Origin of the sequence: Rhizobium sp. NZLR1b, from assembly GCF_019685155.1 — a bacterium.
In the GTDB taxonomy this organism is placed as follows: domain Bacteria; phylum Pseudomonadota; class Alphaproteobacteria; order Rhizobiales; family Rhizobiaceae; genus Rhizobium.
In genome coordinates this window covers 63,743-86,270 of the sequence record NZ_JABDWC010000029.1, presented here as the reverse complement: position 1 = coordinate 86,270, position 22,528 = coordinate 63,743, and the positions used below count along the sequence as shown (strand labels likewise).

The 22,528-nt window shown below is 60.9% G+C and carries 30 protein-coding genes; 12 read left to right on the top strand and 18 right to left on the bottom strand.

Annotated elements, in window-relative coordinates; translation table 11 throughout:
- Positions 1 to 5: 5 nt before the first annotated feature.
- The 4 genes from HJB84_RS29270 to HJB84_RS29255 all read right to left on the bottom strand — a co-directional run bounded on the left by HJB84_RS29270 (position 6) and on the right by HJB84_RS29255 (position 2,602).
- The gene (locus HJB84_RS29270) at positions 6 to 1,178 is read right to left on the bottom strand and encodes an adenylate/guanylate cyclase domain-containing protein (RefSeq protein WP_405049003.1); all 1,173 of its coding nucleotides are present in this window, start codon (positions 1,176 to 1,178) and stop codon (positions 6 to 8) included.
- Between the two features lie 224 nt (positions 1,179 to 1,402).
- Positions 1,403 to 1,783 (bottom strand): DUF1127 domain-containing protein, encoded by a 381-nt coding sequence (locus HJB84_RS29265; protein WP_259671205.1) that lies wholly within the window; start codon positions 1,781 to 1,783, stop codon positions 1,403 to 1,405.
- Positions 1,784 to 1,795: 12 nt separating this feature from the next.
- Entirely contained in the window at positions 1,796 to 2,071 is a 276-nt protein-coding gene (locus HJB84_RS29260; protein WP_207580809.1) for a DUF4242 domain-containing protein, read from the bottom strand.
- A 42-nt stretch (positions 2,072 to 2,113) separates the two neighbouring features.
- Positions 2,114 to 2,602 carry a hypothetical protein gene (locus HJB84_RS29255; RefSeq protein WP_221117619.1) on the bottom strand — a complete coding sequence of 163 codons (489 nt, stop codon included), beginning with the start codon at positions 2,600 to 2,602 and terminating at the stop codon, positions 2,114 to 2,116.
- Positions 2,603 to 2,789: 187 nt separating this feature from the next.
- On the opposite strand from HJB84_RS29255, the gene HJB84_RS29250 reads away from it, so the two are divergent.
- Positions 2,790 to 3,923: a helix-turn-helix transcriptional regulator gene (locus tag HJB84_RS29250; RefSeq protein WP_207580810.1), complete on the top strand. Its 1,134-nt coding sequence runs from the start codon at positions 2,790 to 2,792 to the stop codon at positions 3,921 to 3,923.
- Between the two features lie 121 nt (positions 3,924 to 4,044).
- Here the strand turns inward: HJB84_RS29250 and HJB84_RS29245 are convergent, their stop codons facing one another.
- Together HJB84_RS29245 and HJB84_RS29240 are read right to left on the bottom strand one after the other, a co-directional pair.
- On the bottom strand, positions 4,045 to 4,815 hold the full coding sequence (locus HJB84_RS29245) for an SDR family oxidoreductase (protein WP_207580811.1): 771 nt from the start codon (positions 4,813 to 4,815) through the stop codon (positions 4,045 to 4,047).
- Positions 4,816 to 4,904: 89 nt separating this feature from the next.
- Complete coding sequence (locus HJB84_RS29240) at positions 4,905 to 6,356, bottom strand: cobyric acid synthase (protein WP_207580812.1); 1,452 nt, start codon at positions 6,354 to 6,356, stop codon at positions 4,905 to 4,907.
- A 716-nt stretch (positions 6,357 to 7,072) separates the two neighbouring features.
- Between HJB84_RS29240 and HJB84_RS29235 the strand changes: the two genes are divergently transcribed.
- Both HJB84_RS29235 and HJB84_RS29230 read left to right on the top strand, forming a co-directional pair.
- On the top strand, positions 7,073 to 8,074 hold the full coding sequence (locus HJB84_RS29235; RefSeq protein WP_221117618.1) for a glycine betaine ABC transporter substrate-binding protein: 1,002 nt from the start codon (positions 7,073 to 7,075) through the stop codon (positions 8,072 to 8,074).
- 20 nt (positions 8,075 to 8,094) lie between these two features.
- The gene (locus HJB84_RS29230; RefSeq protein WP_207580814.1) at positions 8,095 to 8,457 is read left to right on the top strand and encodes a hypothetical protein; all 363 of its coding nucleotides are present in this window, start codon (positions 8,095 to 8,097) and stop codon (positions 8,455 to 8,457) included.
- 72 nt (positions 8,458 to 8,529) lie between these two features.
- On the opposite strand, the gene HJB84_RS29225 is transcribed toward HJB84_RS29230, so the two are convergent.
- Both HJB84_RS29225 and HJB84_RS29220 read right to left on the bottom strand, forming a co-directional pair.
- Entirely contained in the window at positions 8,530 to 8,685 is a 156-nt protein-coding gene (locus HJB84_RS29225; protein WP_003540537.1) for a hypothetical protein, read from the bottom strand.
- 99 nt (positions 8,686 to 8,784) lie between these two features.
- Positions 8,785 to 9,726, bottom strand: coding sequence for a LysR family transcriptional regulator (locus tag HJB84_RS29220; protein WP_207580815.1), 942 nt, complete (start codon positions 9,724 to 9,726; stop codon positions 8,785 to 8,787).
- Between the two features lie 75 nt (positions 9,727 to 9,801).
- Here HJB84_RS29220 and HJB84_RS29215 point away from each other — a divergent pair, with 75 nt between their 5' ends.
- Positions 9,802 to 10,083: a hypothetical protein gene (locus HJB84_RS29215; RefSeq protein WP_207584405.1), complete on the top strand. Its 282-nt coding sequence runs from the start codon at positions 9,802 to 9,804 to the stop codon at positions 10,081 to 10,083.
- 55 nt (positions 10,084 to 10,138) lie between these two features.
- Here the strand turns inward: HJB84_RS29215 and HJB84_RS29210 are convergent, their stop codons facing one another.
- Entirely contained in the window at positions 10,139 to 10,747 is a 609-nt protein-coding gene (locus HJB84_RS29210; RefSeq protein WP_207580816.1) for a LysE/ArgO family amino acid transporter, read from the bottom strand.
- Positions 10,748 to 10,847: 100 nt separating this feature from the next.
- Here HJB84_RS29210 and HJB84_RS29205 point away from each other — a divergent pair, with 100 nt between their 5' ends.
- Positions 10,848 to 11,741 carry a LysR family transcriptional regulator ArgP gene (locus HJB84_RS29205; RefSeq protein ID WP_207580817.1) on the top strand — a complete coding sequence of 298 codons (894 nt, stop codon included), beginning with the start codon at positions 10,848 to 10,850 and terminating at the stop codon, positions 11,739 to 11,741.
- 40 nt (positions 11,742 to 11,781) lie between these two features.
- Here HJB84_RS29205 and HJB84_RS29200 read toward each other — a convergent pair whose 3' ends face one another.
- Both HJB84_RS29200 and greA read right to left on the bottom strand, forming a co-directional pair.
- A complete protein-coding gene (locus tag HJB84_RS29200; RefSeq protein WP_207584327.1) occupies positions 11,782 to 12,141 on the bottom strand; it encodes a hypothetical protein in 360 nt (119 codons plus the stop codon).
- Positions 12,142 to 12,263: 122 nt separating this feature from the next.
- Positions 12,264 to 12,746, bottom strand: a complete 483-nt coding sequence (gene greA, locus HJB84_RS29195) for a transcription elongation factor GreA (RefSeq protein WP_207580818.1) — start codon at positions 12,744 to 12,746, stop codon at positions 12,264 to 12,266.
- 221 nt (positions 12,747 to 12,967) lie between these two features.
- Here greA and HJB84_RS29190 point away from each other — a divergent pair, with 221 nt between their 5' ends.
- The gene (locus tag HJB84_RS29190; protein ID WP_207580819.1) at positions 12,968 to 13,681 is read left to right on the top strand and encodes an MgtC/SapB family protein; all 714 of its coding nucleotides are present in this window, start codon (positions 12,968 to 12,970) and stop codon (positions 13,679 to 13,681) included.
- A gap of 30 nt (positions 13,682 to 13,711) precedes the next feature.
- Here the strand turns inward: HJB84_RS29190 and HJB84_RS29185 are convergent, their stop codons facing one another.
- From HJB84_RS29185 to HJB84_RS29175, 3 genes are read right to left on the bottom strand one after another with little or no spacing between them, the layout of a single operon-like run.
- On the bottom strand, positions 13,712 to 13,897 hold the full coding sequence (locus HJB84_RS29185) for a DUF3008 family protein (RefSeq protein WP_207580820.1): 186 nt from the start codon (positions 13,895 to 13,897) through the stop codon (positions 13,712 to 13,714).
- 40 nt (positions 13,898 to 13,937) lie between these two features.
- On the bottom strand, positions 13,938 to 14,147 hold the full coding sequence (locus tag HJB84_RS29180; RefSeq protein WP_207580821.1) for a DUF2945 domain-containing protein: 210 nt from the start codon (positions 14,145 to 14,147) through the stop codon (positions 13,938 to 13,940).
- Between the two features lie 53 nt (positions 14,148 to 14,200).
- A complete protein-coding gene (locus HJB84_RS29175; protein WP_207580822.1) occupies positions 14,201 to 14,434 on the bottom strand; it encodes a DUF2171 domain-containing protein in 234 nt (77 codons plus the stop codon).
- 277 nt (positions 14,435 to 14,711) lie between these two features.
- Here HJB84_RS29175 and HJB84_RS29170 point away from each other — a divergent pair, with 277 nt between their 5' ends.
- Positions 14,712 to 14,912, top strand: coding sequence for a hypothetical protein (locus HJB84_RS29170; RefSeq protein WP_207580823.1), 201 nt, complete (start codon positions 14,712 to 14,714; stop codon positions 14,910 to 14,912).
- A gap of 294 nt (positions 14,913 to 15,206) precedes the next feature.
- Positions 15,207 to 16,229, top strand: a complete 1,023-nt coding sequence (locus HJB84_RS34205) for a GlxA family transcriptional regulator (protein ID WP_207580824.1) — start codon at positions 15,207 to 15,209, stop codon at positions 16,227 to 16,229.
- A 62-nt stretch (positions 16,230 to 16,291) separates the two neighbouring features.
- Here the strand turns inward: HJB84_RS34205 and HJB84_RS29160 are convergent, their stop codons facing one another.
- Positions 16,292 to 17,623 (bottom strand): diguanylate cyclase, encoded by a 1,332-nt coding sequence (locus HJB84_RS29160; RefSeq protein ID WP_207580825.1) that lies wholly within the window; start codon positions 17,621 to 17,623, stop codon positions 16,292 to 16,294.
- A gap of 183 nt (positions 17,624 to 17,806) precedes the next feature.
- Positions 17,807 to 18,637, bottom strand: coding sequence for a response regulator (locus HJB84_RS29155; protein ID WP_037078243.1), 831 nt, complete (start codon positions 18,635 to 18,637; stop codon positions 17,807 to 17,809).
- Positions 18,638 to 19,040: 403 nt separating this feature from the next.
- Here HJB84_RS29155 and HJB84_RS29150 point away from each other — a divergent pair, with 403 nt between their 5' ends.
- Entirely contained in the window at positions 19,041 to 20,021 is a 981-nt protein-coding gene (locus HJB84_RS29150; RefSeq protein WP_221117617.1) for a squalene cyclase, read from the top strand.
- 49 nt (positions 20,022 to 20,070) lie between these two features.
- Here HJB84_RS29150 and HJB84_RS29145 read toward each other — a convergent pair whose 3' ends face one another.
- Positions 20,071 to 20,595 carry a DUF6428 family protein gene (locus HJB84_RS29145; RefSeq protein WP_207580827.1) on the bottom strand — a complete coding sequence of 175 codons (525 nt, stop codon included), beginning with the start codon at positions 20,593 to 20,595 and terminating at the stop codon, positions 20,071 to 20,073.
- Between the two features lie 42 nt (positions 20,596 to 20,637).
- Between HJB84_RS29145 and HJB84_RS29140 the strand changes: the two genes are divergently transcribed.
- From HJB84_RS29140 to arsC, 3 genes are read left to right on the top strand one after another with little or no spacing between them, the layout of a single operon-like run.
- The gene (locus HJB84_RS29140) at positions 20,638 to 20,994 is read left to right on the top strand and encodes a helix-turn-helix transcriptional regulator (protein WP_207580828.1); all 357 of its coding nucleotides are present in this window, start codon (positions 20,638 to 20,640) and stop codon (positions 20,992 to 20,994) included.
- 37 nt (positions 20,995 to 21,031) lie between these two features.
- Positions 21,032 to 21,730 carry an MIP/aquaporin family protein gene (locus HJB84_RS29135; RefSeq protein ID WP_207580829.1) on the top strand — a complete coding sequence of 233 codons (699 nt, stop codon included), beginning with the start codon at positions 21,032 to 21,034 and terminating at the stop codon, positions 21,728 to 21,730.
- Positions 21,727 to 22,149 carry an arsenate reductase (glutaredoxin) gene (arsC, locus tag HJB84_RS29130; protein WP_207580830.1) on the top strand — a complete coding sequence of 141 codons (423 nt, stop codon included), beginning with the start codon at positions 21,727 to 21,729 and terminating at the stop codon, positions 22,147 to 22,149. The genes HJB84_RS29135 and arsC overlap by 4 nt, the downstream gene beginning before the upstream one ends.
- 9 nt (positions 22,150 to 22,158) lie before the next feature.
- Here arsC and HJB84_RS29125 read toward each other — a convergent pair whose 3' ends face one another.
- Positions 22,159 to 22,425, bottom strand: coding sequence for a hypothetical protein (locus tag HJB84_RS29125; RefSeq protein WP_017994411.1), 267 nt, complete (start codon positions 22,423 to 22,425; stop codon positions 22,159 to 22,161).
- Positions 22,426 to 22,528 lie beyond the last annotated feature (103 nt).

Sequence of the window (22,528 nt, the reverse complement as noted above, 5' to 3'; positions counted from 1 at the left end):
GCGCTTCATGACACAGAGTTGGCGAGCTTGAAGACGTCGGCCCGCTTTGAAACTCCACGCAATTCGAACGACCCGAGATACTCGCAAGCCACCGTACAGTTGGCCGCGAAACTCTCCGACAGCAGAAGGTGCTGCTCAAGCGTACCGCAGAGTTTCTCCAGCCGCGAAGCCTCGTTGACCGCCCTCCCGATCACCGTGAAGTCGAGCCTGCCGTGAGCGCCGACATTTCCGTAGAAAAGCTCGCCGAGATGCAGCACGACATCGATGCCGATATCGGGGCCTCCATTGCGCGTCCGCTCGCGATTGAGCTCTTCGTTTGCCTTCAGCAGATTCTGTGCCGAAGCCAACGCAGCCTTACACGCCCTTTGCGGATCCTCGGCGTCCGTCGGAAAGATCGCCAGCACGCTGTCGCCCATGAACTTGAGGATCTCGCCGGAATTTTCCTCGACATGCCGGTCGATCAGCTCGAAATGCTCGTTGAGAAACCCGACGATCTCGCCTGGCTGGTAGGCCTCGGTCAGCGCCGTGAAATTGCGGAGGTCGGCAAGCAGGATGGCGGCATCGATGGAGCCACCCATTCCCCTGCGGGTTTCGCCCGCAAGGATGCGCGCACTGGTCCTGGCGCCGGTATAGACGGCGAGGATATCGGTCGCGGTCTTCGAAACCGCCACGCGGTAAGCCGCCAGCCCCAGCGCCGGGAACAGCTCTTCTATGATCGCCAGCTGTTGATCGGAAAATCCGCCCGGCGCGTCGCTCGTCAGCGAGAATCCGAGCCCGCGCAGCGCGACTTCCTTCGGGAATTCGAACAGGCTGATCACGTGATCCGTGCCACCGGCGAGCGCGAATTCGTTGAGTTCGCTGTAATCGAGCCCCTCGCCGCTCGCCAGGTTCCATCGCCCCTTTGTTTCGCCGCGGCTCAAAAGGTGAAAGATCGGCGTCTTCTCGAAGTCACGTTCCGTCTCACTGCCGTGCTCCGCATTTTCAAGGACAGTCGCACCGCCCCGCATGAAATTAGCCGAAACGCCGCGATACATGGGATGGAGGGACGGCATTCTGATACTCGCCCGCCAGATCGGAAATCCGTCCGCGATCAGCCGGTCGCACAGACCGGCGACGAGGTCGCCAATATGCTCGCTGGTGATCCCCTGCTCTATAAGCCATTGAATATGATTTTTAATTTTTCAATCTCCGCATGAGGACCGAGAACCGGCAATGGCCATTTCGCCCTCGAGCCCGATGAGCAGAACGGCAGAACGGGCGCTCAACGAGCGGTCTTACACCTGCCGTTCATTAACCTGCTTCGCGTCGTTATACTACACCCGGGCGAATGGGAGTGATGCGGAATTCTGGCCTTTTCTCGTCGAGCGTTTTGCCTCGCTTCGATGTGCAAAGGGCTGCTCGGTCAGCGGAATCTGTTCCAGTCTCCATCCCGCGAGGCGACGAACGGGATCTCGCTTCTCGACGCCGCAATGTCCTTCAGCATGTGGTCCGACAGCGCGCCAAGCCGATTTTCCACCGACTGCCGTCGTTGCCACAGGATGAAGTTACGAGCCGGAGAAAACAGCAGCAATACCGCTTTGGACAGTCGCAGTTCGAACCCGTCTGCAAGAGCTTCTCGCTCATGATTGTCCCCGGAGACGCGTGCGCCGATTACAACATCGCTGCGCCTGCGAGGCGGCCGGCGCCTCGTCCGCCGGCCAGCTCCCGCGCCCCGGCGCATCACCTCGAAATCGGTTTGCGGAAGGGCTGTGCGCGGATGGAAAGTGGGGTTGCCGCGCCCCATCGAACGCGGCGTTTAACGCGCGGCCGAATGAGGGCCGATGAGGCTCGTGATCTCCGTCACGCGGTCCGCAGGAAAGCCACCCTTTTCCGCGTGCCGATAGACCGCTTCCGCACTCTCGGCCTCATGAACGCAGTACATCTTGTCGCCAGTCACATAGCTGGTGATCCAGCTATAGGGTTCGCCGAGGGAGGCCACGACGGCGTTGGATTTCGCCGAGATCTCGCGCAGGGTTTCCTTGCTCATATCTCCGAGACCTGGAATATTTCGTTCGACAACGAATTGCGGCATTGTTTTATCCTTTCATGATGCCTTGAGTGACGCAGCGCTTCATCAACCGTGCGCATGCCGGCAGCTGACGTCGGGGTTCATGTCGGCGAACGATCCCTTCGGATTGTCCTTCCATGCCCAGACATGCAACTCGTAGAAAGCCGGAAGGCCGTAGCGGTTCGGTGCATTCGTGAAACTGAACAGCTGACCGCCGAGATTGGCGGGACCTTTCGTCGTGATGTATTCGACGGCGACCAGTTTCATCTTGCCGTGTTCGTCAGGCTCGTACATCACGGCTTCCGGCTTGGAGAGATCAACGGCCTCATCCTTGATGAGGTCGGCATTGACATAGTGGATGCCCATAGCACCCCCATCGATGCCGCTGGTGCACGGGATCGGCGAATAGCCTTCCCTGACGGCCTGGTTGACGTCCTGGAAGCGCGCATTGGCCTCCCGGACCTGGTTCGGCAGGCCGGCGCCGCCGCCGAGCGCTGCAGCCGGTAAAACTGCGATAAAGAGAAGCGCCGCGATCGGCGCTTTGGTCGCTTTCATGAAGATTGCCCTCCAATTTCTGGTTGTCCAAGCCGAGTGGAATCCGGCCGGCAGTGGCGTTGTAAGAAATCCACGCGATGAAACATCTCCCGCGTGGGGGATGAAATCTTCCGCAAATCCCGGAAATGAAGGCGTCCTGGCCGGCGGCAATTGACCGCGCAGGCCGGGCTGATGCAGGATTGCGATCATGGAACAACAGCTGTCGGAAATCATTGGCGCTATTTATGATTGTGTGGCCCGGGAGGATGCCTGGCCAAACGCTCTTCGTCTGATCAATGGCCAGGTGAATGGGTTTTTGACCACGCTTGCCGTCTTCGACACCACCACCCGTTCCGCACGGCTGGCTCAGATCGCCTGCGACGACGGAGAAGCCATCAGCACCCTCGTCGCGCATGCGAAGGACGTCCCGTTCTTCCACCTTCTCCACCGAATGGAGATCGATCAGCCGGATACGCTGGAGCGAATGTTCTCCCTCTATGGACCCGATGGCGAAGCCGTCTGGAAGAGCGGTGCGCTCTACCAGAACTTTCATGCCAAGTATGGGGTATTGAACTCGATTGACATGGCGGTGCTGAAGCGCCCGACCCGGGTCGGGACAATCAACATTTCGGTGCAATACGAACCGAGCGAGCGACGCGTCTTCGACATTGTCGGGCTACTCGGCCCGCATATCCGCCGTGCCGTGACGATCCACGACATGTTCGAGATGGAGCGCGCCGAAGCAGCCGTCCTCAGGGAGGTCATCGACGCTCTCGACCATGCGGTCTTCATCGTTGCTGAAGACATGACAATCCTTTTCGCCAACCATGCCGCAGAAGCACGATTGCGCGAGCAGCACGTCGTTCACTCGCTTTCAGGCCGGCTGGCCGCGCGCTACGCTTATGCAGGCGCTGCCCTTTCCAACGCAGTGGCGCTTGGCGCGCGGGACGAAATCAGTCTCGCAGCGGCTGGGATCGATGTCCCGCTTGCCTCGGCCGAGCGCCCCGCCGTCGCGCACGTTCTGCCGCTGCAGCGGCGCACCGAAAGGGGACGTTTCGAAAGCCGCGCGGCTGCGGCGATCTTCCTCGCCGCCGCGGGAACGGTGACACAGTCGGCCGTCGAAGCCGTTGCCGCCCTTTTTGCTCTCACTCCAGCCGAACGGCGCGTGGTCGGCTACGTCTCCGAAGGCATGACGCGATCCGAGATCGCCAACGCACAAGGCGTTGCCGACGGCACCGTGAAATCGCAACTGGCCGCCATCTACGACAAAACGGGAGCGGAGGACCAGCGCAGCCTGCAGCAGCTCGTCCGCGAACTCAGTCCGCCTGTCAGGCGCGCGTGACGTCTCGACCTTGAACTTCGGAGCGATTGGCGGAAGACGTGAAAACGGGGCCGGGGTCCCTCGGTACCGAACCGAGCGCCATCACATCCATAGAGAACCGCCAGACCGATATTTCCAACGCTCACATCCTGACCGTCATGCCGCCATCGACCGTCAGGACGTGGCCATTGACGAAGGAGGCGGCGGCGCTTGCAAGAAACAGCGCCGCGCCGGCGATCTCGTCGGGCCGCCCCCAGCGCTGGACCGGAATGCGCTGGCGCACGAAGGGCATCAATTCCTCGTTCGCGGCCATCGCCGCATTGGTTTCGGTGGCAAACCAGCCCGGCGCAATCGCGTTGCTGGTGATGCCGTGCGGACCGAATTCGACCGCCATACCGCGCATCAGGCCGGTCAGGCCCTGCTTGGCTGCCGGATAGACGCAGTCACCGGGCATGACGACATGGCCGCTGATGGAGGTCACCGAGATCAGGCGGCCGTGATTGCGCCGCTTCATCAGCACGGCGGCGTCCCGCGAAAGCGTCATCGCGGCGGCCAGATCGGTGCGCAGCAGTTCGATGATGGCATCATCATCGAATTCGGCCAGCGGTCGCCTGTCACGGGCGCCGACATTATTGATCAGGATGTCGAGGCGACCGTGAGCCCTTTCGATATCGGCCATCAACGCACGCTGGGCCTCGCGATCGGTGATATCGAAGGCGGCGGCCTCCGCTGTGCCACTCGCCGCACGGATGATCCTTACGGCGTCTTCCAGCGTCGCCGCCGTGCGTCCGGTAACGATGACATGGGCGCCGGCCTCTGCAAGGGCACGTGCCATCTCGAAGCCCAGGCCACGGCCGCCGCCGGTCACCAGCGCCACCTGACCCGTCAGTGAAAATCTATCCATCACGCTCATCGTCTTACCGCTCTCGATCAGCTCCGCCGGGGCAATTAATGGACTCAGTCAACTAATTTGGCAAGAGCAGAACGAAGGATGCATCCGGCCTAACCGAGCAGTCCGGCCAGCCAGCGCGGATCGAGGTGACGTTCCAATTCCCCGGCGATCTCGTCGAGCGCCTGCTCGACGCTCTCGCGGTAATTCCTTCGCCCGCCTGATAACCCGAAGCTCTGCAGCAGCCGGGCGCGGTAGGCGTCGCTGCCGAAGAGCCCGTGCAGGTAGGTGCCCATGATTCGGCCGTCGGCCGAAAGCGCGCCATCGGGTGCCCCGTCGATGATCGCCGAAGGCCGGGTGCCATCCGGGCCGCGGGTGATGCCGAGATGGATCTGGTAGCCGGCAAGCGGCACGTCGTATTCGGTCGAGCGGGCATGACTGTTGCGCACGGTTTTTTCAGGCGCCATCTCGGTCTCGACGTCGAGAAGCGCAAGCCCCGGCGCCTCGAGCATTCCGCCCTCGATGCCGAGTGGATCGTGCACCGTCCGACCAAGCATCTGGTAGCCGCCGCAAATGCCGATCACCCGGCCGCCGCGCCTGACATGCGCCTGGAGGTCGCGGTCCCAGCCCTCAGCCCTCAAGTCGGCGAGATCAGATATCGTCGATTTTGAGCCGGGAAGGACGATGAGGCTTGCAACAGGCAGCCGCTCGCCTGGTCGCACGAAGACCAGCTCGACATCCGGCTCGCTCCTCAGCGGATCGAGATCGTCGAAATTGGCGATACGGGGCAGCACCGGCACGGCGATCTTCAGCCGGCCCGCCCCGCCCTTCGCCAGCCGTTCGAGCACGACCGAATCTTCGGCCGGCAGGCGTGCCGCACCCGGCAGCCACGGCACGACGCCGAAACACGGCCAGCCGGTAAAGCCTTCGATGGCGCGGATGCCGTCGTCAAACAGCGAAACGTCGCCGCGAAACTTGTTGATGATATAACCCGCAACCATCGCTCGGTCGCCCTCATCAAGGATCGCCTGCGTGCCGACCAGCGAGGCGATGACGCCACCGCGATCGATATCGCCGACGAGCACGACAGGCACGCCGGCACGCGTCGCAAAGCCCATATTGGCGATATCGGCGACCCTGAGATTGATCTCGGCCGGCGATCCGGCACCCTCGACGATAACGAGGTCGGCATCTGCTGCCACTTTTTCGAAACTCTCGAGCACCGCGCCGAGCAGTTGCGGCTTCAGCCGCTGATAGTCGCGCGCCTTCGCCTGGCCGAACACCCTGCCCTGCACGATAATCTGGCTGCCGTTTTCCGATTGCGGCTTGAGCAGCACCGGGTTCATGTGCACCGAAGACGGCGTGCGTGCGGCCAGTGCCTGCAGCCACTGCGCTCGGCCGATCTCGCCGCCGTCATCGGCAACCGCTGCATTGTTCGACATGTTCTGCGGCTTGAACGGCCGGACGGCAAGCCCGCGATTGGCCGCCAGCCGGCAAAGGCCAGCGACCAGCACCGTCTTTCCGACATCCGAGCCGGTTCCCTGCAGCATGATCGCTCTTGCCATGGTGGCCGCCTTTCGCTGAGGCGAGGCCTACAATGGCCGGCGACACCGGGTCAAGACTTGGCACAGGGTAAGACTTGGCCCGGGTCAAGCTTCCCGCAGAAACGCGAAAACCGCGCATGGCCTTGGCTCTGCGCGGTTTGCCGAAAACTCAGGCGTCTTCACCCCTACACGGCGAAGCTCGCTTTCTCCGGTACGCACTACCTGAACCGGAGAAGCGGCGGTCATTCCCGCCACGACCCAACTGATAACGGCACATTCTTACCGGAGAGTTATTGAAGCCTTACGCAAATGTTAATTTTGATCTTTTTTGACATTCTGGTCGAAATTTCTGCAGAAGACCCGACGGTGATCGCCAAGAGCGTGCACTGCGCTCAAAGGCGCCATTTTCCGGATATTGAGATAAATTCTTCGAATTCAATAATTTAGTCCGGCGACCGTCAGCAGAAGATGGTTGATTTCTGCGACCGAACGCGTAGGCTTCCCAAAAACCGCCATTTTCGAGCATGACCTGCAATGAGCTGCCGGAGCCGCAAGGACGGAAGGCACCCATGAACCGGAAATGTATGTCGCGGCATCGCCCGTCAGTCATTTCCTTTTGGGCGCCAGAAGGATTTGTCGCTGATTTCCGACCCTGGCTGCGCGTCCGTAGATTCAAGGTATCACAGCGTCATTAGCGCGTCTGAAAAGGCCGGCGCTGTAAAGAAGAATTCGGGGAAATGACGATGAAGACGTTTCTGATTCCCGCCGTCTTTGCCGCGGCTCTTTCTATCGTCGCGCCGGCCGAAGCCGCCGAATGCGGCAATGTTTCGATCGCTGAGATGAAATGGGCCTCGGCCGGTATTGCGGCGAGCTTCGACAAGATCATCCTGGAAAAGGGCTACGGTTGCGCCGTCACCATCGTCGACGGCGACACCCTGCCGACCTTCGCCTCGATGAATGAGAAAGGCACTCCCGACATCGCCTCGGAGTACTGGATCAATTCCGTCAGGGCCTTGCTCGATCAGGCCGTCAACTCCGGCCGGCTGGTGCAGGGAGCCGAGATCCTGGCCGACGGAGCCGTCGAGGGCTGGTGGATCCCGAAATTCATCGCCGACGCCAATCCCGACATCCGTTCGGTCGAAGATGCGCTGAGACATCCCGAGCTCTTCCCCGCCGAGGACGATGCCTCGAAGGGCGCTATTTACAATTGCCCAGCCGATTGGAGTTGTCAGATATCAACCACCAACCTGTTCAAGGCGCTTGCCGCGGACAAAAAGGGCTTCGAACTCGTCGAAACCGGCAGCGCCGAACGGCTCGACGCCTCGATCGCCCGCGCCTTCGACAATAAGATCGGCTGGCTCGGTTATTATTGGGCGCCGACCGCAATCCTCGGCAAATACGAGATGACGCGCCTGAGCTTCGGCGTCGGTCATAACAAGACCGAGTGGGACCGCTGTACGGCGGTTTCCGGCTGCCTCAGGCCCCAGCTTAATTCCTATCCGGTCTCGCGCGCCTTCACATTGATGACCAGGTCTTTCGCCAGTCGCGCGGGACCTGTCACCACCTATCTCAAAACCCGCAAATGGGACAATCAGACGATCAACCAGGTGCTTGCCTGGCAAGACGAAAACCACGAAAGCAACGAGGATGCCGCGATCCATTTCCTTCGCAATTACGAGGGCCTCTGGATGAAATGGGTGCCCGCCGATGTAGCCGAGAAGGTCAAGGCGAGTTTATAACGCCAAAAATACGATCAAGCATGGACGATTCGATGACAGGCAACGTTCCCTTTCCCGACCGCGATACCGTTGCGGAAAAGCTTGCCGCGCTGTCGGAGACGGACAAATCATATCTGACGCTGCTCATGGAAAATGTCGCTCAGGACGACAACCTGCTCGACGGCCTGCGCCGCCATCTCGACATCGCAGCAGGGTCGCGGTTCCTGAACTCGCTAAAACTCGAAAATCTCGGAATATGGCTCGGAGCACATGCGCCGGATCGGCTTCAGATCCGGGTGATGGAAACCGCCCGCTCCAGCCAGCATCCTGCCTACCAGGCCTTCCGGACCGGTCTTGACCGATCCGGCGGGCTGGAAAAGGCTTATCCCCCGGTCAATACTTGATCCGGCCCAGTCGATAATTGATTCTGTCCAGGAAAGCTTTATCCGGCATCCCCGGAGGAATGTGAACGGTCTTTACTTCTTTGCAGCACGGTCAACCGAGCGGCCCGCATCCTGCGTTGCATTTACGGTGTTGGCCGTATCTTTTCCTATGCCGCGGATCGTGTTGCCGCAGGAGGAAAGCGCAAGAAGTACCATCAAGGCTGCGGCGATTTTGGCCGTTGTCGTCATTTCGAATATCCTTGTTTGAAATCAACCCCGAACGGGACTTATGCCGTTCGCGCCGATAACGCACAAGGGGACAAAAGGTTCAACGCCTGAAAGAGATCATCAGGCGGCGACCGCCTTCGCTCTCTCGGCAAAGGCGCCGCGAATGCTGTCGGCCACTGTCTCGATCGGCCCGGACACCTGCGAGGCGGTCAGCAGGCGGATATCGAAGGCGCCGAGTTCCGGCAGGCCTTCCTGCGGGCCGAGGATCGCCATGTCCTCATTGACATAGGACAGCGGCAGCGGCGCAATGGCGAGATCGGAGAGCACGGCGGCGCGCTGCGCCATGGTGTGGCCGCTGAGATAGGCGACGCGATAGTGCCGCTTGTTGCGTTCGAGCTGGGAGAGAGCCTCCTGGCGCCAGATGCAGCCATCCTCCCAGATCGAGATCGGCAGGGGATCGCGCCGATGCGCCGAACCGCACTTGGCGCCGGCCCAGACCAGCCGCTCGCGAAACACCACCTCGCCGCCTGTCGGGAACGGCCGCGTCGCACAGTTGATCAAGGCCAGGTCGAGCCGCTGTTCCTCCATGCGCTTCTTCAATCCCATGCTCATGTCGATCGTTACGTCGACCATGATGCCGGGATAGCTCTCCGCGAAACTCTTCAGGATGCTCGGCAGCAGCCGCTCGCCGATATCCTCCGGTGCGCCGAGCCTGACGACGCCGCTGAGCTCCGGCATGATGAAGCGCGACACTGCCTCGTTCGACAGCGCCAGGATGTTGCGGGCGTAGGACAACAGCATCTCGCCGTGGCGCGTCAGCGACACCGAGCGGGCATCGCGCAAAAACAGCGTCGCGCCCAGTTGTTCCTCGAGCTTCTTGATCTGCATCGACACCGCTGACGGCGTGCGAAAGACCGCCTCCGCGGCGGTCGAAAAATTGCCAGTCTCGGCAATGGCAACGAAGGTACGCAACACGTCGTTGTCAAGCAGCGGAATGGGACGGCGAAAGGGAAGACTCATCGTCGCATCTTTCAATTTTTCTGATTTATAACCGCATATCATTTTGTTTGATTGAATGTCAATCGCTCGCCATATTTCGAGGGGTCAGCAGCCGATGCAGCAAAAGGAGGCCCCGACATGTCGAACATGAGCATCTGGAATATCGTACAGGCCCTTTCCGCGTTCAAGTCGCAGAGGCGCAGGGATGTGAACCATGAGCATGCACTCCGGCAGCTAAGGCGTTTTCCGTCGCATCTGCTGGCCGATTGTCAGCCCAAGATAGAGTTGACGGTCGCCGCCTCTGCTAGCCGAACCGCTGCTGAAGATTGTAAGCTCGGCGTGCCTCACCATGTGCGCCCATCAGGAAACATCCGTCCATCAAAAAGCTTGCGCGCCGTTGTGATCGTCCGCGCCCCCTGACCGACCCGTTTACCGCCGGATCCAGCACATTTCCATCTCGCCGGTCGAACGGCCATCACATCCCGCCCAACAGCTTGAACGCGATGATCCACATGGTGAATGCGACGAGCGTTTCCAGCATGCGCCAGGATGAGGGCTTCGAGAAGATCGGTCGCAGCCACGTGGCGCCGTATCCGAGCGAAAAGAAAAACAGAAAGGAACCCGTCACCGCCCCCGCAGCAAACGAAGCCTGCTGTCCCGGGTAGCGTGTCGATATCGTGCCGAGCAGCACGACCGTATCGAGATAGACATGCGGGTTGAGCCAGGTCAGTGCAAGGCAGGTCATGAGCGTCTGGCGAAAGCTCGATGGTCTCGCTTCTGCTTCCGCGAGGCTGGCGGACGAGCGAAAGGCGGAATAGAGGCTCTTCGCTCCATACCAGGCCAGAAACGCGGCTCCTCCATAGCGCATGACCGGATCGAGCCAGGGCATAAACCTGGCGATTTGCTGCAAGCTGGTCACGCCAAGCACGATCAACGCTGCATCCGAAAACGCGCATGCGAAACAGACGGAAAAGACATGTTCGTTGCGCAGGCCTTGGCGCAGAATAAAAGCGTTCTGCGCGCCGATTGCGACAATGAGGCTGAGGCCCATCATCAGGCCGGTGACATAGATCGAAAAATTCATCGCTTCGGCGAACGCCCCTGCTTCGGTAAGGGTTGCCGTATCGCCGTGAAGAGAATTAGGCTAATTAATCTGGCTTATCTCAATTAAGCGAAACTTAATCATGCTCGATTACCCCGCCCTGCGCGCCGTCGCAACTGTTGTCCAGACAGGCAGCTTCGATAGGGCTGCGACCGTGCTGAACGTCACTCCCTCGGCCGTTTCGCAGCGCGTAAAGCAGATCGAGGAGCGTCTCGGTACCGTCCTCATCGTCAGAGGCACGCCGTGCACGGCAACCGAAAAGGGAGAATGGCTCTGCCGCCATATGGAGAATGTCGGCATGCTCGAAGCCGAACTCTTCGGGCAACTGCCGGCTCTCGTCGATCCCGACGAACCACGCCAAAGGGTGACGCTCCAGATCGCGACCAATGCCGACAGCCTTGGGACATGGTTCGTGGAGGCCATGTCGAACTTCGCCAAGAGTTCTTCCTACCTCTTGAATATCGCCGTCGACGACCAGGACCACACCGCCGAATGGTTGCAGCGCGGACGGGTGATCGCAGCCGTCACCAGCCTTGAGAAGCCGGTCCGCGGATGCCGGCGATTTGCACTCGGCATTCTGCGCTACCACGCTACGGCAACCCCCGACTTCGTGGCACGCCACTTTCCGGGCGGCGTAACCGCCGAGGCAATCCGCAATGCCCCGGCGCTCACCTTCAATCAGAAGGACAGGTTGCAGAGCAGCTGGGTAAGCAGCAAGTTCGGACGCGATCTCGATTATCCCACCCATTGGCTGCCGTCGACGCAGAGTTTCGTCGAGGCGAGCCTTTCGGGCATGGGATGGGGAATGAACCCGACCCAGCTCACCCGCGAACATCTCGCATCGGGACGGCTGGTCGAATTGGTTCCCGACACCCCACTCGATGTCCCACTATACTGGCAGATAAACCGCCTCGCCGCCGATCGCCTGGCGAAGCTGACGCGCGAGGTCATCACGGTGGCCAAGCGCAATCTCTGAACGCGTTGCTCAGAACAGCAGCGGCTCAAAACAGGCGCTGTCACACGTACGCCGTGCGGCTGCCGAATTCGCTGGTGTCGTCAAAATTCTTCGTGCCGATACGCTCGCTCTCGCCGGAGAGATCCTGCGGAGCCTCGGTAGCGGGCTTCGATGCGGCGGACGCCTCGGTCTTGCTGCTCTCGGACGCTTCGAGCTTGGCAATCTTTGCTTCCAGCGTCTCGATGGATTTTTCGATTGTGGCCTTCTCTTTCTCGTCCTGCGTTTGCGACAGGGCTGCCTGCTTTTCGGCAAGCTGCGCCTCGAGAGAGGCAAGCTGGTCCGACGAACTGGACGACGAGGTTGAAGCGGTTGAACTCAAAAGGGTGGATGCGGAACTGGAAATTGCGCTGACCATGCGGATGACCTTCGATATTCGATGTCATCTTTCTAGGCCGCGAATGATAAATAAAGTACTATGAAGTACCATTTTTCATAACAATTATTGCGCATCGTCAAACTCGGCGCCGCTTTGAGTATCCCGCCCTACGCGATAGCGATGATCTGCAGCTCATGGCTACCTGTCTCCACCACATCGCCGACAGCCTTGCCCATCAGCAACCGCGCCACCGGCGACACATAAGAAATCGATCCGGCCTTGGGATCGGCTTCGTCCTCGCCGACGATCCGATAGGTCTGCACGCGCCCGTCGTCGCGGCTGAAAGTCACCGTGCTGCCGAAGGCGACAGTGTCGGTTGACGCAGGGTCAGGCATGAGCTGGGCGTTGCGGAGCCTCGCCGCGAGATAGCGCAGGTCGCGCAACGGTCCCGCCGCCTGCCGCCGTCGTTCGTTCACGTCTTCGATGACACTCGCGGCATCATAGGCCAGGCGAGCCTGCTGGAACAGTAGTTCCAGAGCCTTCAACCCTGCCTCCGTCACCAGGTTCAGATGCGGCGAAACCGGACGATCGGGCAGCAGGGTTTCCGAAGCGGTTTCGAAACTCTCTTCCTTGGTGAATGCGACGGCCAATTCTATACTCCGTTTTGGGCGCGGTGCGCTTATAGCTGACGGGGAGGTTCTCCCCATCCAAAACATACATACACCCGCCGCAGACGAACCGCCAATCTTGGCTCATCGGCAACGCGGAACGTCCCGCGCCGCATGGCGTTTAGACCCGTGACGCATCATGGCCGAGGAGGATCAATGCCCGGCGAACAGCGGAAAGCCCGCGATATAACCCGGAGCGAAACATGCCTTCGTTCCTGACCGACGCCATGCCGCTGACACCGAGCTGGTGGGACATCGCCGCGCGCATCGCGCTGACGGTGATCGCCGGCGGCCTCATCGGCCTCGACCGCGAGCGCGGCGGCCATGCCGCGGGCTTCCGGACGACGATCCTGGTGGCGCTTGCCGCCTGCGTTGCGATGGTCCAGGCGAACCTGCTTCTATCGACCTACGGGAAAACACTGAGTTTTTTCACCCAGATGGACGTGCTGCGCTTTCCCCTCGGCGTCCTGACCGGCGTCGGCTTCATCGGCGGCGGAGCGATCCTCAGGCGCGGCGACATGATGACTGGCGTCACCACGGCGGCGACCCTGTGGTTCATGACCGTGGTCGGCCTCTGCTTCGGCGGCGGCCAGATCGTCACCGGGACCGTCGCAACCGTCATCGCCGTCATCGTGCTGTCGCCGCTGAAACGCCTGGACACCTGGCTGCGCTGCGAACGCAAGGCGACGCTCGTCGTCTATGGCTCGAGTTCTGATATTCCCGACCTTTCGGATGTGCTGGGACCTCTTGAATGCAGCGCATCGTTTGTCTCGTTGGGACAGGCCGAAGATGGCCGCACCGGGGTGACGTTCGAATTGCGCTGGCTGGCGAAAGATCCGGACGCATCCGCACGCGCAATCCTCTTCGCCGTCTCCGAGGCGCACGAGGTCGCGAATTTCTCGATGCCCACGACATAAGCCGGACGCCCCGCCATCGCGGCGCCCTGCCTATTTGGGGGCGTGCTCCGGTTTGCCCTTTCTTTTGGTGGATGCAAATTCCTCGAGCTGTTTTTCGCTCATGGACTCGACCATCTGCTTGGAGGCGCCCTTGAGCTCTTTCTTGGGCGTCTCGCCACGTTTGGCCGACAGTGCGGCGCCCGCCGCCTTCTGCTGGGCCTTGGACTTGGCTGGCATATCGATCTCCTTATGCTTGTGATGAGGCGCCGAGTTGGCCTCAAAGCTTCCTGAGTTCATCGGGCTTGTGTGCGGCCCGCTTTCCCGATTTGTCGCTTTCCACGATATACTGGGGTTCCGCCGCCGACGCCTTCACCTTGTGGCCCTTGATCTTCGTCTGGCTGATCTGCTTTTTGACCACCCTGCCCTCGGTCTTTCCCTGGCTGGTGTCCCAGCTCACGTCGTCGCCCTTCCTCAATTGCTTGGACATGCGAGGCTCCTTACGGCGAGGAGGCTGCGGCAAAAGCCGCAGCCGACCGCCCGTCAGTTAATAGTGGCCCACTGGGTGCGAACATCCCTGGCGTTCTTTGACAGATGAACATGCGCATCGACGTGATCGACCCAGTCGATCGGGATCAGGTGGTGCTTGCCGTCCTCCGAGCCGGTCTTCGCCAGCTTGATGCGCGTGGGTCCGTCGAGATGATCGACTGTCCCCATATGGGTGCCATCGGCAGCCCGCACTTCCATATGTTCACGGATCTGATCTGCGGAAATCATGGTTTCCTCCTTTGCATCATTGTCAGGTACGAAGCGGCAACGACGTGGAGCGGACTTGGTTCCGAGTCATCTCGCCGTGCCCCGATTTGGCATTTTGCAACCCCGCAGCGGTCAGCTCTTCCGATCGGCGGGCGCACGGCGATCGTTCAATATCTCTGATGTTATCCATAAACTCTATTCGTTTGAATGATGAGTTCCGGGAGCCCATATTGTGATTACGGACATGGACGAAACCTCCCATCGAGACCATGCCCCTGACCCAAGAAAGGATCTGGACATGACCACGCTCATCTATCGGGGTGCTGGCAAGACCCTCACCTCCGGCGAAGGCCGCTTCGATCTGGCACATTATGCCCGCAGGCTTGTGCTCGCTTGGACGCGCTGGCAGACGGCTCGCGAAATCGAAGCCATGCCCTTCGACATCCGCAAGGACATCGGCTGGCCGAGCACGGACGACAACAAACACCGGACCGTGTAATGAATGCGACATTTCTCCCAAGATGAGGCGGCGTCTGCCTACTGCAACGCCGCCTTTCTCATGGGCTGACCGTCCATTCCCAGGCCGTTTTCGATCTTGAATTTCAGATGCCTATCAGCCTGTTCGTTGCCCTTCCCACGCCCCTTCCGGGGGTTTGACCGGCTAGATCTCAGGCGATGTCGCATATTTGCTCTTCCCGGCCGCATTTTTCCATGCCAGTGTCGCTTTCAGGACATCGGCGCGACGCAATCCGCGCAACGAATGTGTCATCGCCCCTCGAGCATGGATTTCGCTATGAACAGGATGCAGATCAAGAAGCGTTCGCTGGTCTTCTTTATGGTACCGCAATTCACCATGCTGCCCTTTTCGGCGGCCGTGGACACCTTACGCATCGCCAATCGCATGCTCGGCTATCAGGCCTATACCTGGCGGCTCGCCTCCCTCGACGGGGAGAAGGTCTATTCCTCCTGCGGCATCGGCGTCGAGGCGAATTCCTCGCTGGCCGAGGAGCGCCGCCATCTCGGCGGCGAAAACCGGCCGGGCATGGTGCTCGTCTGTTCCGGCATCGATGTCGAGCAGTTCAACAACAAGTCGGTCAATGCATGGCTGCGCGAATGCTATAATCGCGGCGTTGCCGTCGGCAGCCTCTGTACGGGCGCGCATGTGCTGGCCCAGGCCGGCCTGCTGAACGGCAAGCGCTGTGCCATCCACTGGGAAAATCTGCCGGGCTTTTCGGAAGCCTTCCCGCAGGCCGAGGTCTATGCCGATCTCTACGAGATCGACGGCAATCTCTATACCTGCGCCGGCGGCACCGCCTCGCTCGACATGATGCTCAACCTCGTCGGTGAGGATTTCGGCGAGAGCCTCGTCAACCGCATCTGCGAGCAGCACCTGACCGATCGCGTGCGCAATCCGCATGACCGCCAGCGCCTGCCGCTGCGCGCCCGTCTCGGCGTGCAGAACGCCAAGGTGCTGTCGATCATCGAACTGATGGAAGGCAATCTGGCCGAGCCGCTATCGCTGATCGAGATCGCCGATGGCGCCGGCCTCTCACGCCGCCAGATCGAGCGGCTGTTCCGCCAGGAGATGGGCCGCTCTCCGGCCCGCTACTATCTGGAAATCCGCCTCGACCGCGCCCGCCACCTGCTGGTGCAATCCTCGATGCCTGTGGTCGAGGTTGCCGTCGCCTGCGGCTTCGTCTCGGCTTCGCATTTCTCCAAGTGTTATCGCGAACTCTACCATCGCTCACCGCAACAGGAGCGTGCCGAGCGCAAGATGACCATGGCGACCGCGCGCCAGCAGCCGGTCGCGGCCTGAGAGTTTGAAAAAACAGAGACTGCCGCCTGAAATGAAACGGCGGCGGCTCGCCCAGGATGGCTCTACTGCGCCGCCTCTTCCGTCATCTTGGCGTCCGAATAGACCTGGTTGCGGCCCCGGTGTTTGGCCATGTAGAGGAATTGGTCGGCGGCGTTGAGATAATTCTCGAAGGTCTCGTAGCCGCCGATCTCGGCGATGCCGATCGAAATCGTGACACCGAGTTCCTCGTCGTCTGCCGTGACCTTCAACCGAGAAATATCCGAGCGGATCTCGTCGCAGAGCTTGGTCGCCGCAAGGGAATCCATCTGTGGGAAGAGGATGGCGAATTCTTCCCCGCCAAGCCGCGAGAGAAGATTGTCGCTGCCTTCGAAGATCGTGAACAACCTGTTTGCGACAGCCTTCAGCACCTTGTCGCCGATCTCGTGGCCATAGGTGTCGTTCAGTCGTTTGAAATGGTCGATATCGAGAATCGCCACCGAACTCGGCACTTTCAGCCGCAGGCACTCGTTCACCAGCTTCGGGCCATTGTCGTAGAAATAGCGGCGGTTATAGAGGCCGGTCAGGTAATCGCAGGCCGCCGCCGCCCTGAGTTGCCGCATCTGCGCCAGCGTTTCGGCATTGTTGGCGATGCGGCATTGCAGTTCTTCGGCGACGAAGGGCCGGTAGACGAAATCGCTGGCGCCGGCTTTGAGGAAACTCGCCGAAAGCATGCGGTCGTTGGAGGAGGAAACGCCGATGACGCGCAGCCTGTCCGAACCGAAGCGATGGCGGATACGCCGCGTCAACTCGTAGCCGCTCATATCGGGCATGTGGTGGTCGGTGACGACCAGTTCGATATCGCTGTAGGCCTCAAGTGCGGCCAGCGCCTCGAGCCCCGAATTTGCCTCGACGACGAGATATTGCTGCGCCTTCAGGAGGTCAACCAACACCTGGCGCACCGAGACGACATCATCGACGACGAGCACCCGCGTCTTGCGGTTGGAGATCGCCCGTCGGACGGTGGCAACGAGATTGTCGAGCGCGAATTCATTGTCCTTCAGCACGTAATCGATGACATTGCGCTCCATGATCCTGTTGCGCGTATTGACATCGAATGTCGCGGTGAAGACGATCGCCGGGATATCGTGCTCGATCGTACAGTCGAGCGCTTCGCCATAGGGCGAATCCGGCAGGTTGAGGTCGACCACGGCCATGGTGTAGCCGTGACCGTCCTCGGCAAGTTCTTTGCGAAGAGCCTTCAGCGACGGGCAGGATTTGACCGCAAGGCCAAGCTCGGTCTGGAACCGATGGCAAAGCACGGCGGAAAACATCCGGGAATCTTCAACCAGAAGTATTTTGAGCCCGCCGGAGCGCAGCCCGATGCCATCTCGCTGAAAATCCGCTTGAAAAGCCACAGCCGCTACTCCCCCATGCGTCCGATGGCCTCGACTCGGCCCTTTCCCCGGCGGGGCGGACGATAACCGAGAGGGCTGCGCGCGTGAAGGGGGCAAATCGCGGCGTTACTTGTAATTGCAGAAATTCGACGACGGCCTGTTTCCGTCATCTCCGCCCCTATGGCGATGATACTGGAAGGGCCTTCAGGCAACCGCCCGCTCCCTGCGCATCGACTGGATTTGCAGCAGCGTATCGAGGTTCTGGTTGACGCGGCAGTAGAACTCCTCGTCGATGAAGGGACGCAGCATGAAATCATTGCCGCCGGCCTTCAGGAAACGCGCCGAAAGCAGCCGGTTCGACGAGGAGGAAACGCCGATGATGCGCAGCTCGTGCGAGCCGATACTGGAGCGGATACGCCGCGTCAGCTCGAAGCCGTCAATGTCGGGCATATTGTAGTCGGTGATCATCAGGCCGATATCGCGGTTGGCCTTCAGGATCTCCAGCGCCTTGCCGCCGTTCTCGGCGACGCTGACACGGAAATTATACCGCTTCAACCGGCTCGACAGCAGCGCGCGGGCCGTCGCGCTATCGTCGACGATCAGCACGTGGTGACGATGATTGGTCAGGAACCGGCAGATCGATTCCGCCAGAAGGTCGACGGCGAAGATATTGTCCTTGAGGATATAGTCGACGATATCCTTGGCCATCAGCTTGTCGCGCATGCTTTCATGGAAGGTGCCGGTAAACACGATGGTCGGGATGGAAAGATCGACCAGATATTCGAGCGCTTCGCCGTTTTCGGCGCCGGGCAGGTTGATGTTCGAGATTGCCAGCGTGATCGGATCTGAAGACTTGTCATAGGAAACCTGCAACTCCTCGAAGCTGCGGCAGATCTCGACGTCGATGTCGAACAGCTCCTTGAGGCGTTTGCTGATCATCGAGGTGAATACGTTGGAATCTTCCGCGACAATAATACGCGCGCCAGCAAACATTTCCCCGGAATATTGCATCCCCGAAATACCTAGAAACGCCATAGCAAACCTTTGATGTAAATTCTGTCCCCGGATCAAATTGGTACATCAATTAATTTGAATAATTCTTAATCAGCACGGCTGGATATAAAACGAAGAAGCAGCCCGATGGGGCCGCCTCCGTTTTCTTGCAAATATGATTAAGAAAGTAGTCGCGAAGCGCCGCATTCTCGGTATCGAACGGGCTCCCGTCGCCACAGTCGCTCGGCACGCCGATCAACTCTCCAGCCATACGGCACACCGAACAGCCCTCATCCCGAGGTGCCCTGTGGGGGCCTCGAAGGACGGCGGCGGATGACTGGTCGCAGAGGTGAGACGCCCACTCCCGCGCGCCCATTGGCTGGCAGCGCCCGGCCGAAGCGATTATAAACGGGCCATCAAACCCGACCCGCCGAGAGGTTCGCCCATGACCCAATCCGACCCGGTGATCGAATGGCTTCTCGATTCCGACCCGTCGATCCGATGGCAGGTGATGCGCGATCTGCTCGACGCCCCGGATCGGAAGTGGATGGCCGAGCGGGCCAGGGTGGAGACGGAGGGCTGGGGTGCCAGACTGCTTGCCTGCCGAGACGAGGACGGGCAATGGGCGGGCGGCGCCTTCCTGCCCGCCGGTTTCGACCCTCGCGAGTGGCATGAGCACGGCCAGCCATGGATGGCAACGACCTTCTCGCTGTCGCAACTCAGGGAATTCGGTCTCGATCCCGCCTGCGCGCAGGCCAGGCACACCGTCGCATTGATCGGCGCCAATGCCCGTTGGGAAGAAGGCGGCCAGCCCTATTGGGAAGGCGAAGTCGAAGAATGCATCAACGGCCGCACCGTGGCCGACGGCGCCTATTTCGGGATCGACATCTCACCGATCGTCGACAGGCTGGCCGGCGAGCGCCTCGCCGACGGCGGCTGGAACTGCGAGCGAACCCGTGGCTCGGTTCGGTCGTCTTTCGCTACCACCATCAACGTCCTGGAAGGGCTGCTGGAATTCGAGAAATCGACCGGCGGCACGCCCCGATCCCGCGAAGCGCGCGGAACGGGCGAGGAATTCCTGCTCGAGCGCAGCCTCTTCCGTCGCCTCGGAACCGGCGAGCCCGCCGACAAAAATTTCCTGCAGTTCCTGCACCCGAACCGCTGGCGCTACGACATCCTGCGTGCGCTCGACTATTTCCGCGCCAGCGCTATCCTCACCGACACCGCTCCCGACCCGCGCCTCAGCGAGGCGATCAACCACCTTCGTACCCGACGCCTTGAAGATGGCCGCTGGCCGCTCGACCGGAGCCCGCCGGGGCGTGTGTGGTTCGAAGTCGACGACGGACAAGGTAGGCCCTCACGATGGGTGACGCTCCGGGCGCTGCGGGTGCTTAGATGGTGGGGTACCCAAGCATCAATCGCTTGACGCGGCGAGCCGCTGCCTTGCCGAGCACAATGGTGAAGTGTGAAGCTCTCTAGGCGCAGCAGCGGCTCCGTACCGTGTTGGGGCCGCAGCAGGCGACGTCCGTTTTGCTTTCCTCCTCCAGCCAACGATCGCGCGGCTTGCAGCTTGCCGGCCGCGGTAAAAGCATGACGTGGACGGCACCAGCACTGAGAACCGGCCTCGCTGCGCGATAGAGCTGCATCGGCCGCACGCCGTCGCTGACTTCGAAGGTGAGCTTGGCAGAACCGTCGAGCTGCACATGCTCCGTCACCTTGCGGACGATGGAACAGAACTTGCCGGCCGGCATGTGCTTTCGGTCGCCTTCATCGATGTCCCAGAGCTGGATGAAGATTTCGGTCCAGGCCTCGGGATTGGCGCCGCAATCGAGGCCCGCGAATTGGCCCGCCTTGACCTCGGTGACATGATAGCCTGATTTCACCGCCCGACCGTCAGAATAGAAAACCAGCGGCGCGTCCTTTTCGTCGGCGAGCATATCCAGCAGGAGGCCGAGACTGATATCATTCTCTCGGATTTTTCCGTTGTCGATCGTGTCCATATCAGTTAATCCTCATTTCAACGATTCAAGGATTATTGAAATATGGATCAACGTCAAGCCCTCGCCGCTTTCAGTGCGCTTTCGCAGGAAACGCGCCTGCAGATCATCCGCATGCTTGTTGTATCCGGTCCGGACGGCATGGCGGCGGGCGCCATCGCGGAAAAGGCGGAGGTCTCGCCGTCCAACGTCTCCTTCCATCTGAAGGAGCTGGAACGTGCCGGCCTCATTGCCCAGCAGCGCGAATCCCGCTCAATCATCTACACCCCCAATTACGAGGCGCTTGGCGGCTTGATCCGTTTCCTGATGGAAGATTGCTGCGGCGGAAACCCTGAGATCTGTGCGCCGGCTGCTGCCGTCGCCGCGTGTTGTGCACCTGCGATGAAGGAGGACCTGCAATGACCACAGGCACGACCGCAAAACCGGTGACGGCCGATTGATGGCGCCGTTCGATCTGCCGCGCCGGCTGGTCGCAGAGGCCATCGGCACCGCCATGCTGGTCGCGACCGTCGTCGGCTCCGGCATCATGGCGACGTCGCTGACGCAGGATACAGGGCTTGCCCTGCTCGGCAATACGCTCGCGACCGGCGCCATTCTGGTGGTGCTGATCACCACACTCGGGCCGATCTCCGGCGCCCACTTCAATCCCGCCGTCTCGCTGGTCTTTGCAATGTCACGTTCGCTGCCGAAACGCGACCTGACCGGATATGTGCTGGCACAGATTGCCGGCGGCGTGGCCGGGACGATCGCGGCTCACCTGATGTTCGAACTCCCGCTCGTGGAACTCTCCAGCAAGATCCGCACCGGCGGCGCGCAATGGTTCTCCGAAGGTGTGGCGACCTTCGGCCTGGTCGCGGTCATTCTTGCCGGCACCCGGTTCGAGCAGAAAGCGGTGCCATGGCTGGTCGGCCTCTACATCACCGCCGCCTACTGGTTCACCGCCTCCACCTCATTTGCCAATCCGGCCATTGCGCTCGCCCGTTCCCTGACCGACACCTTCTCCGGCATCCGCCCGATCGATCTTCCCGGCTTCTGGCTCGCCGAAATCGCCGGCGCGCTCCTTGCGCTCATTCTTTTCACCTGGCTGCTGCAGCCGGCCGAAACATCGTCAACCCTATCCTCTGAGGCGAAGCTATGAACGTCACCATCTACCACAACCCGGCATGCGGCACCTCGCGCAATACGCTGGCGATGATCCGCAATGCCGGCATCGAACCGACCGTCGTCGAATACGTCAAGACTCCGCCCTTGCGGGAGGAACTGTCTCGGATGATCGCCGATTCCGGCCTCACCGTACGCCAGGCCGTTCGCCAGAAGGATACGCCCTATGCCGAACTCGGCCTCGATAATCCTGACCTCAGCGATGACCAGCTTCTCGACGCCATGCTCGCGCATCCGATCCTGATCAACCGGCCGTTCGTCGTGACACCGCTCGGCACGCGCCTGTCACGGCCCTCCGAGTTGGTTCTGGAAATCCTGCCGGAAACCCACAAGGGCGCCCTCGCCAAGGAAGACGGCGAGAAGGTGCTCGACGCCGGGGGCAAGCGGATCGTCTGATCCGCCCACCTACTTGACGACGGCCGAGCCCTTGACGATGTCGATCGTCTCGCCGCCGTCGAGCCCGATACGGTCTCCGTCGGGCGTAGTCATGAAGCAGCCGGAAGCGCAGAGGTTTTCCGAAGCGCCGGCATCGACCACGACTTCGACGCGCTGGCCGCTCTCGGTGATGACGAGCACCACGGCTGCCGGATCGGTGTTGGTGATGGATGCTGCTTCAGCCGCGGGCGCGGCGAGCAGCGGGACAAGCAAAACGGCGGCAAACCTTGCCATCATGTGCGGCGGCGCGGACGCGCCCTCCCCTCGAACGATCGGTGCTGCCCGCGGCAGCAATCCCGATGGTGGAGATCATGCACATAGACCTGTGAATGATGGCTGA

Bases quoted from the DNA above. Each gene is read 5' to 3' on its own strand.
- HJB84_RS29265 (WP_259671205.1), bottom strand. From the start codon at position 1,783: ATGGGGCGCGGCAACCCCACTTTCCATCCGCGCACAGCCCTTCCGCAA.
- HJB84_RS29260 (WP_207580809.1), bottom strand. From the start codon at position 2,071: ATGCCGCAATTCGTTGTCGAACGAAATATTCCAGGTCTCGGAGATATG.
- HJB84_RS29255 (WP_221117619.1), bottom strand. From the start codon at position 2,602: ATGAAAGCGACCAAAGCGCCGATCGCGGCGCTTCTCTTTATCGCAGTT.
- HJB84_RS29250 (WP_207580810.1), top strand. From the start codon at position 2,790: ATGGAACAACAGCTGTCGGAAATCATTGGCGCTATTTATGATTGTGTG.
- HJB84_RS29245 (WP_207580811.1), bottom strand. From the start codon at position 4,815: ATGAGCGTGATGGATAGATTTTCACTGACGGGTCAGGTGGCGCTGGTG.
- HJB84_RS29240 (WP_207580812.1), bottom strand. From the start codon at position 6,356: ATGGCAAGAGCGATCATGCTGCAGGGAACCGGCTCGGATGTCGGAAAG.
- HJB84_RS29235 (WP_221117618.1), top strand. From the start codon at position 7,073: ATGACGATGAAGACGTTTCTGATTCCCGCCGTCTTTGCCGCGGCTCTT.
- HJB84_RS29230 (WP_207580814.1), top strand. From the start codon at position 8,095: ATGGACGATTCGATGACAGGCAACGTTCCCTTTCCCGACCGCGATACC.
- HJB84_RS29225 (WP_003540537.1), bottom strand. From the start codon at position 8,685: ATGACGACAACGGCCAAAATCGCCGCAGCCTTGATGGTACTTCTTGCG.
- HJB84_RS29220 (WP_207580815.1), bottom strand. From the start codon at position 9,726: ATGATATGCGGTTATAAATCAGAAAAATTGAAAGATGCGACGATGAGT.
- HJB84_RS29215 (WP_207584405.1), top strand. From the start codon at position 9,802: ATGTCGAACATGAGCATCTGGAATATCGTACAGGCCCTTTCCGCGTTC.
- HJB84_RS29210 (WP_207580816.1), bottom strand. From the start codon at position 10,747: ATGAATTTTTCGATCTATGTCACCGGCCTGATGATGGGCCTCAGCCTC.
- HJB84_RS29205 (WP_207580817.1), top strand. From the start codon at position 10,848: ATGCTCGATTACCCCGCCCTGCGCGCCGTCGCAACTGTTGTCCAGACA.
- HJB84_RS29190 (WP_207580819.1), top strand. From the start codon at position 12,968: ATGCCTTCGTTCCTGACCGACGCCATGCCGCTGACACCGAGCTGGTGG.
- HJB84_RS29185 (WP_207580820.1), bottom strand. From the start codon at position 13,897: ATGCCAGCCAAGTCCAAGGCCCAGCAGAAGGCGGCGGGCGCCGCACTG.
- HJB84_RS29180 (WP_207580821.1), bottom strand. From the start codon at position 14,147: ATGTCCAAGCAATTGAGGAAGGGCGACGACGTGAGCTGGGACACCAGC.
- HJB84_RS29175 (WP_207580822.1), bottom strand. From the start codon at position 14,434: ATGATTTCCGCAGATCAGATCCGTGAACATATGGAAGTGCGGGCTGCC.
- HJB84_RS29170 (WP_207580823.1), top strand. From the start codon at position 14,712: ATGACCACGCTCATCTATCGGGGTGCTGGCAAGACCCTCACCTCCGGC.
- HJB84_RS34205 (WP_207580824.1), top strand. From the start codon at position 15,207: ATGAACAGGATGCAGATCAAGAAGCGTTCGCTGGTCTTCTTTATGGTA.
- HJB84_RS29155 (WP_037078243.1), bottom strand. From the start codon at position 18,637: ATGGCGTTTCTAGGTATTTCGGGGATGCAATATTCCGGGGAAATGTTT.
- HJB84_RS29150 (WP_221117617.1), top strand. From the start codon at position 19,041: ATGACCCAATCCGACCCGGTGATCGAATGGCTTCTCGATTCCGACCCG.
- HJB84_RS29145 (WP_207580827.1), bottom strand. From the start codon at position 20,595: ATGGACACGATCGACAACGGAAAAATCCGAGAGAATGATATCAGTCTC.
- HJB84_RS29140 (WP_207580828.1), top strand. From the start codon at position 20,638: ATGGATCAACGTCAAGCCCTCGCCGCTTTCAGTGCGCTTTCGCAGGAA.
- HJB84_RS29135 (WP_207580829.1), top strand. From the start codon at position 21,032: ATGGCGCCGTTCGATCTGCCGCGCCGGCTGGTCGCAGAGGCCATCGGC.
- arsC (WP_207580830.1), top strand. From the start codon at position 21,727: ATGAACGTCACCATCTACCACAACCCGGCATGCGGCACCTCGCGCAAT.
- HJB84_RS29125 (WP_017994411.1), bottom strand. From the start codon at position 22,425: ATGATGGCAAGGTTTGCCGCCGTTTTGCTTGTCCCGCTGCTCGCCGCG.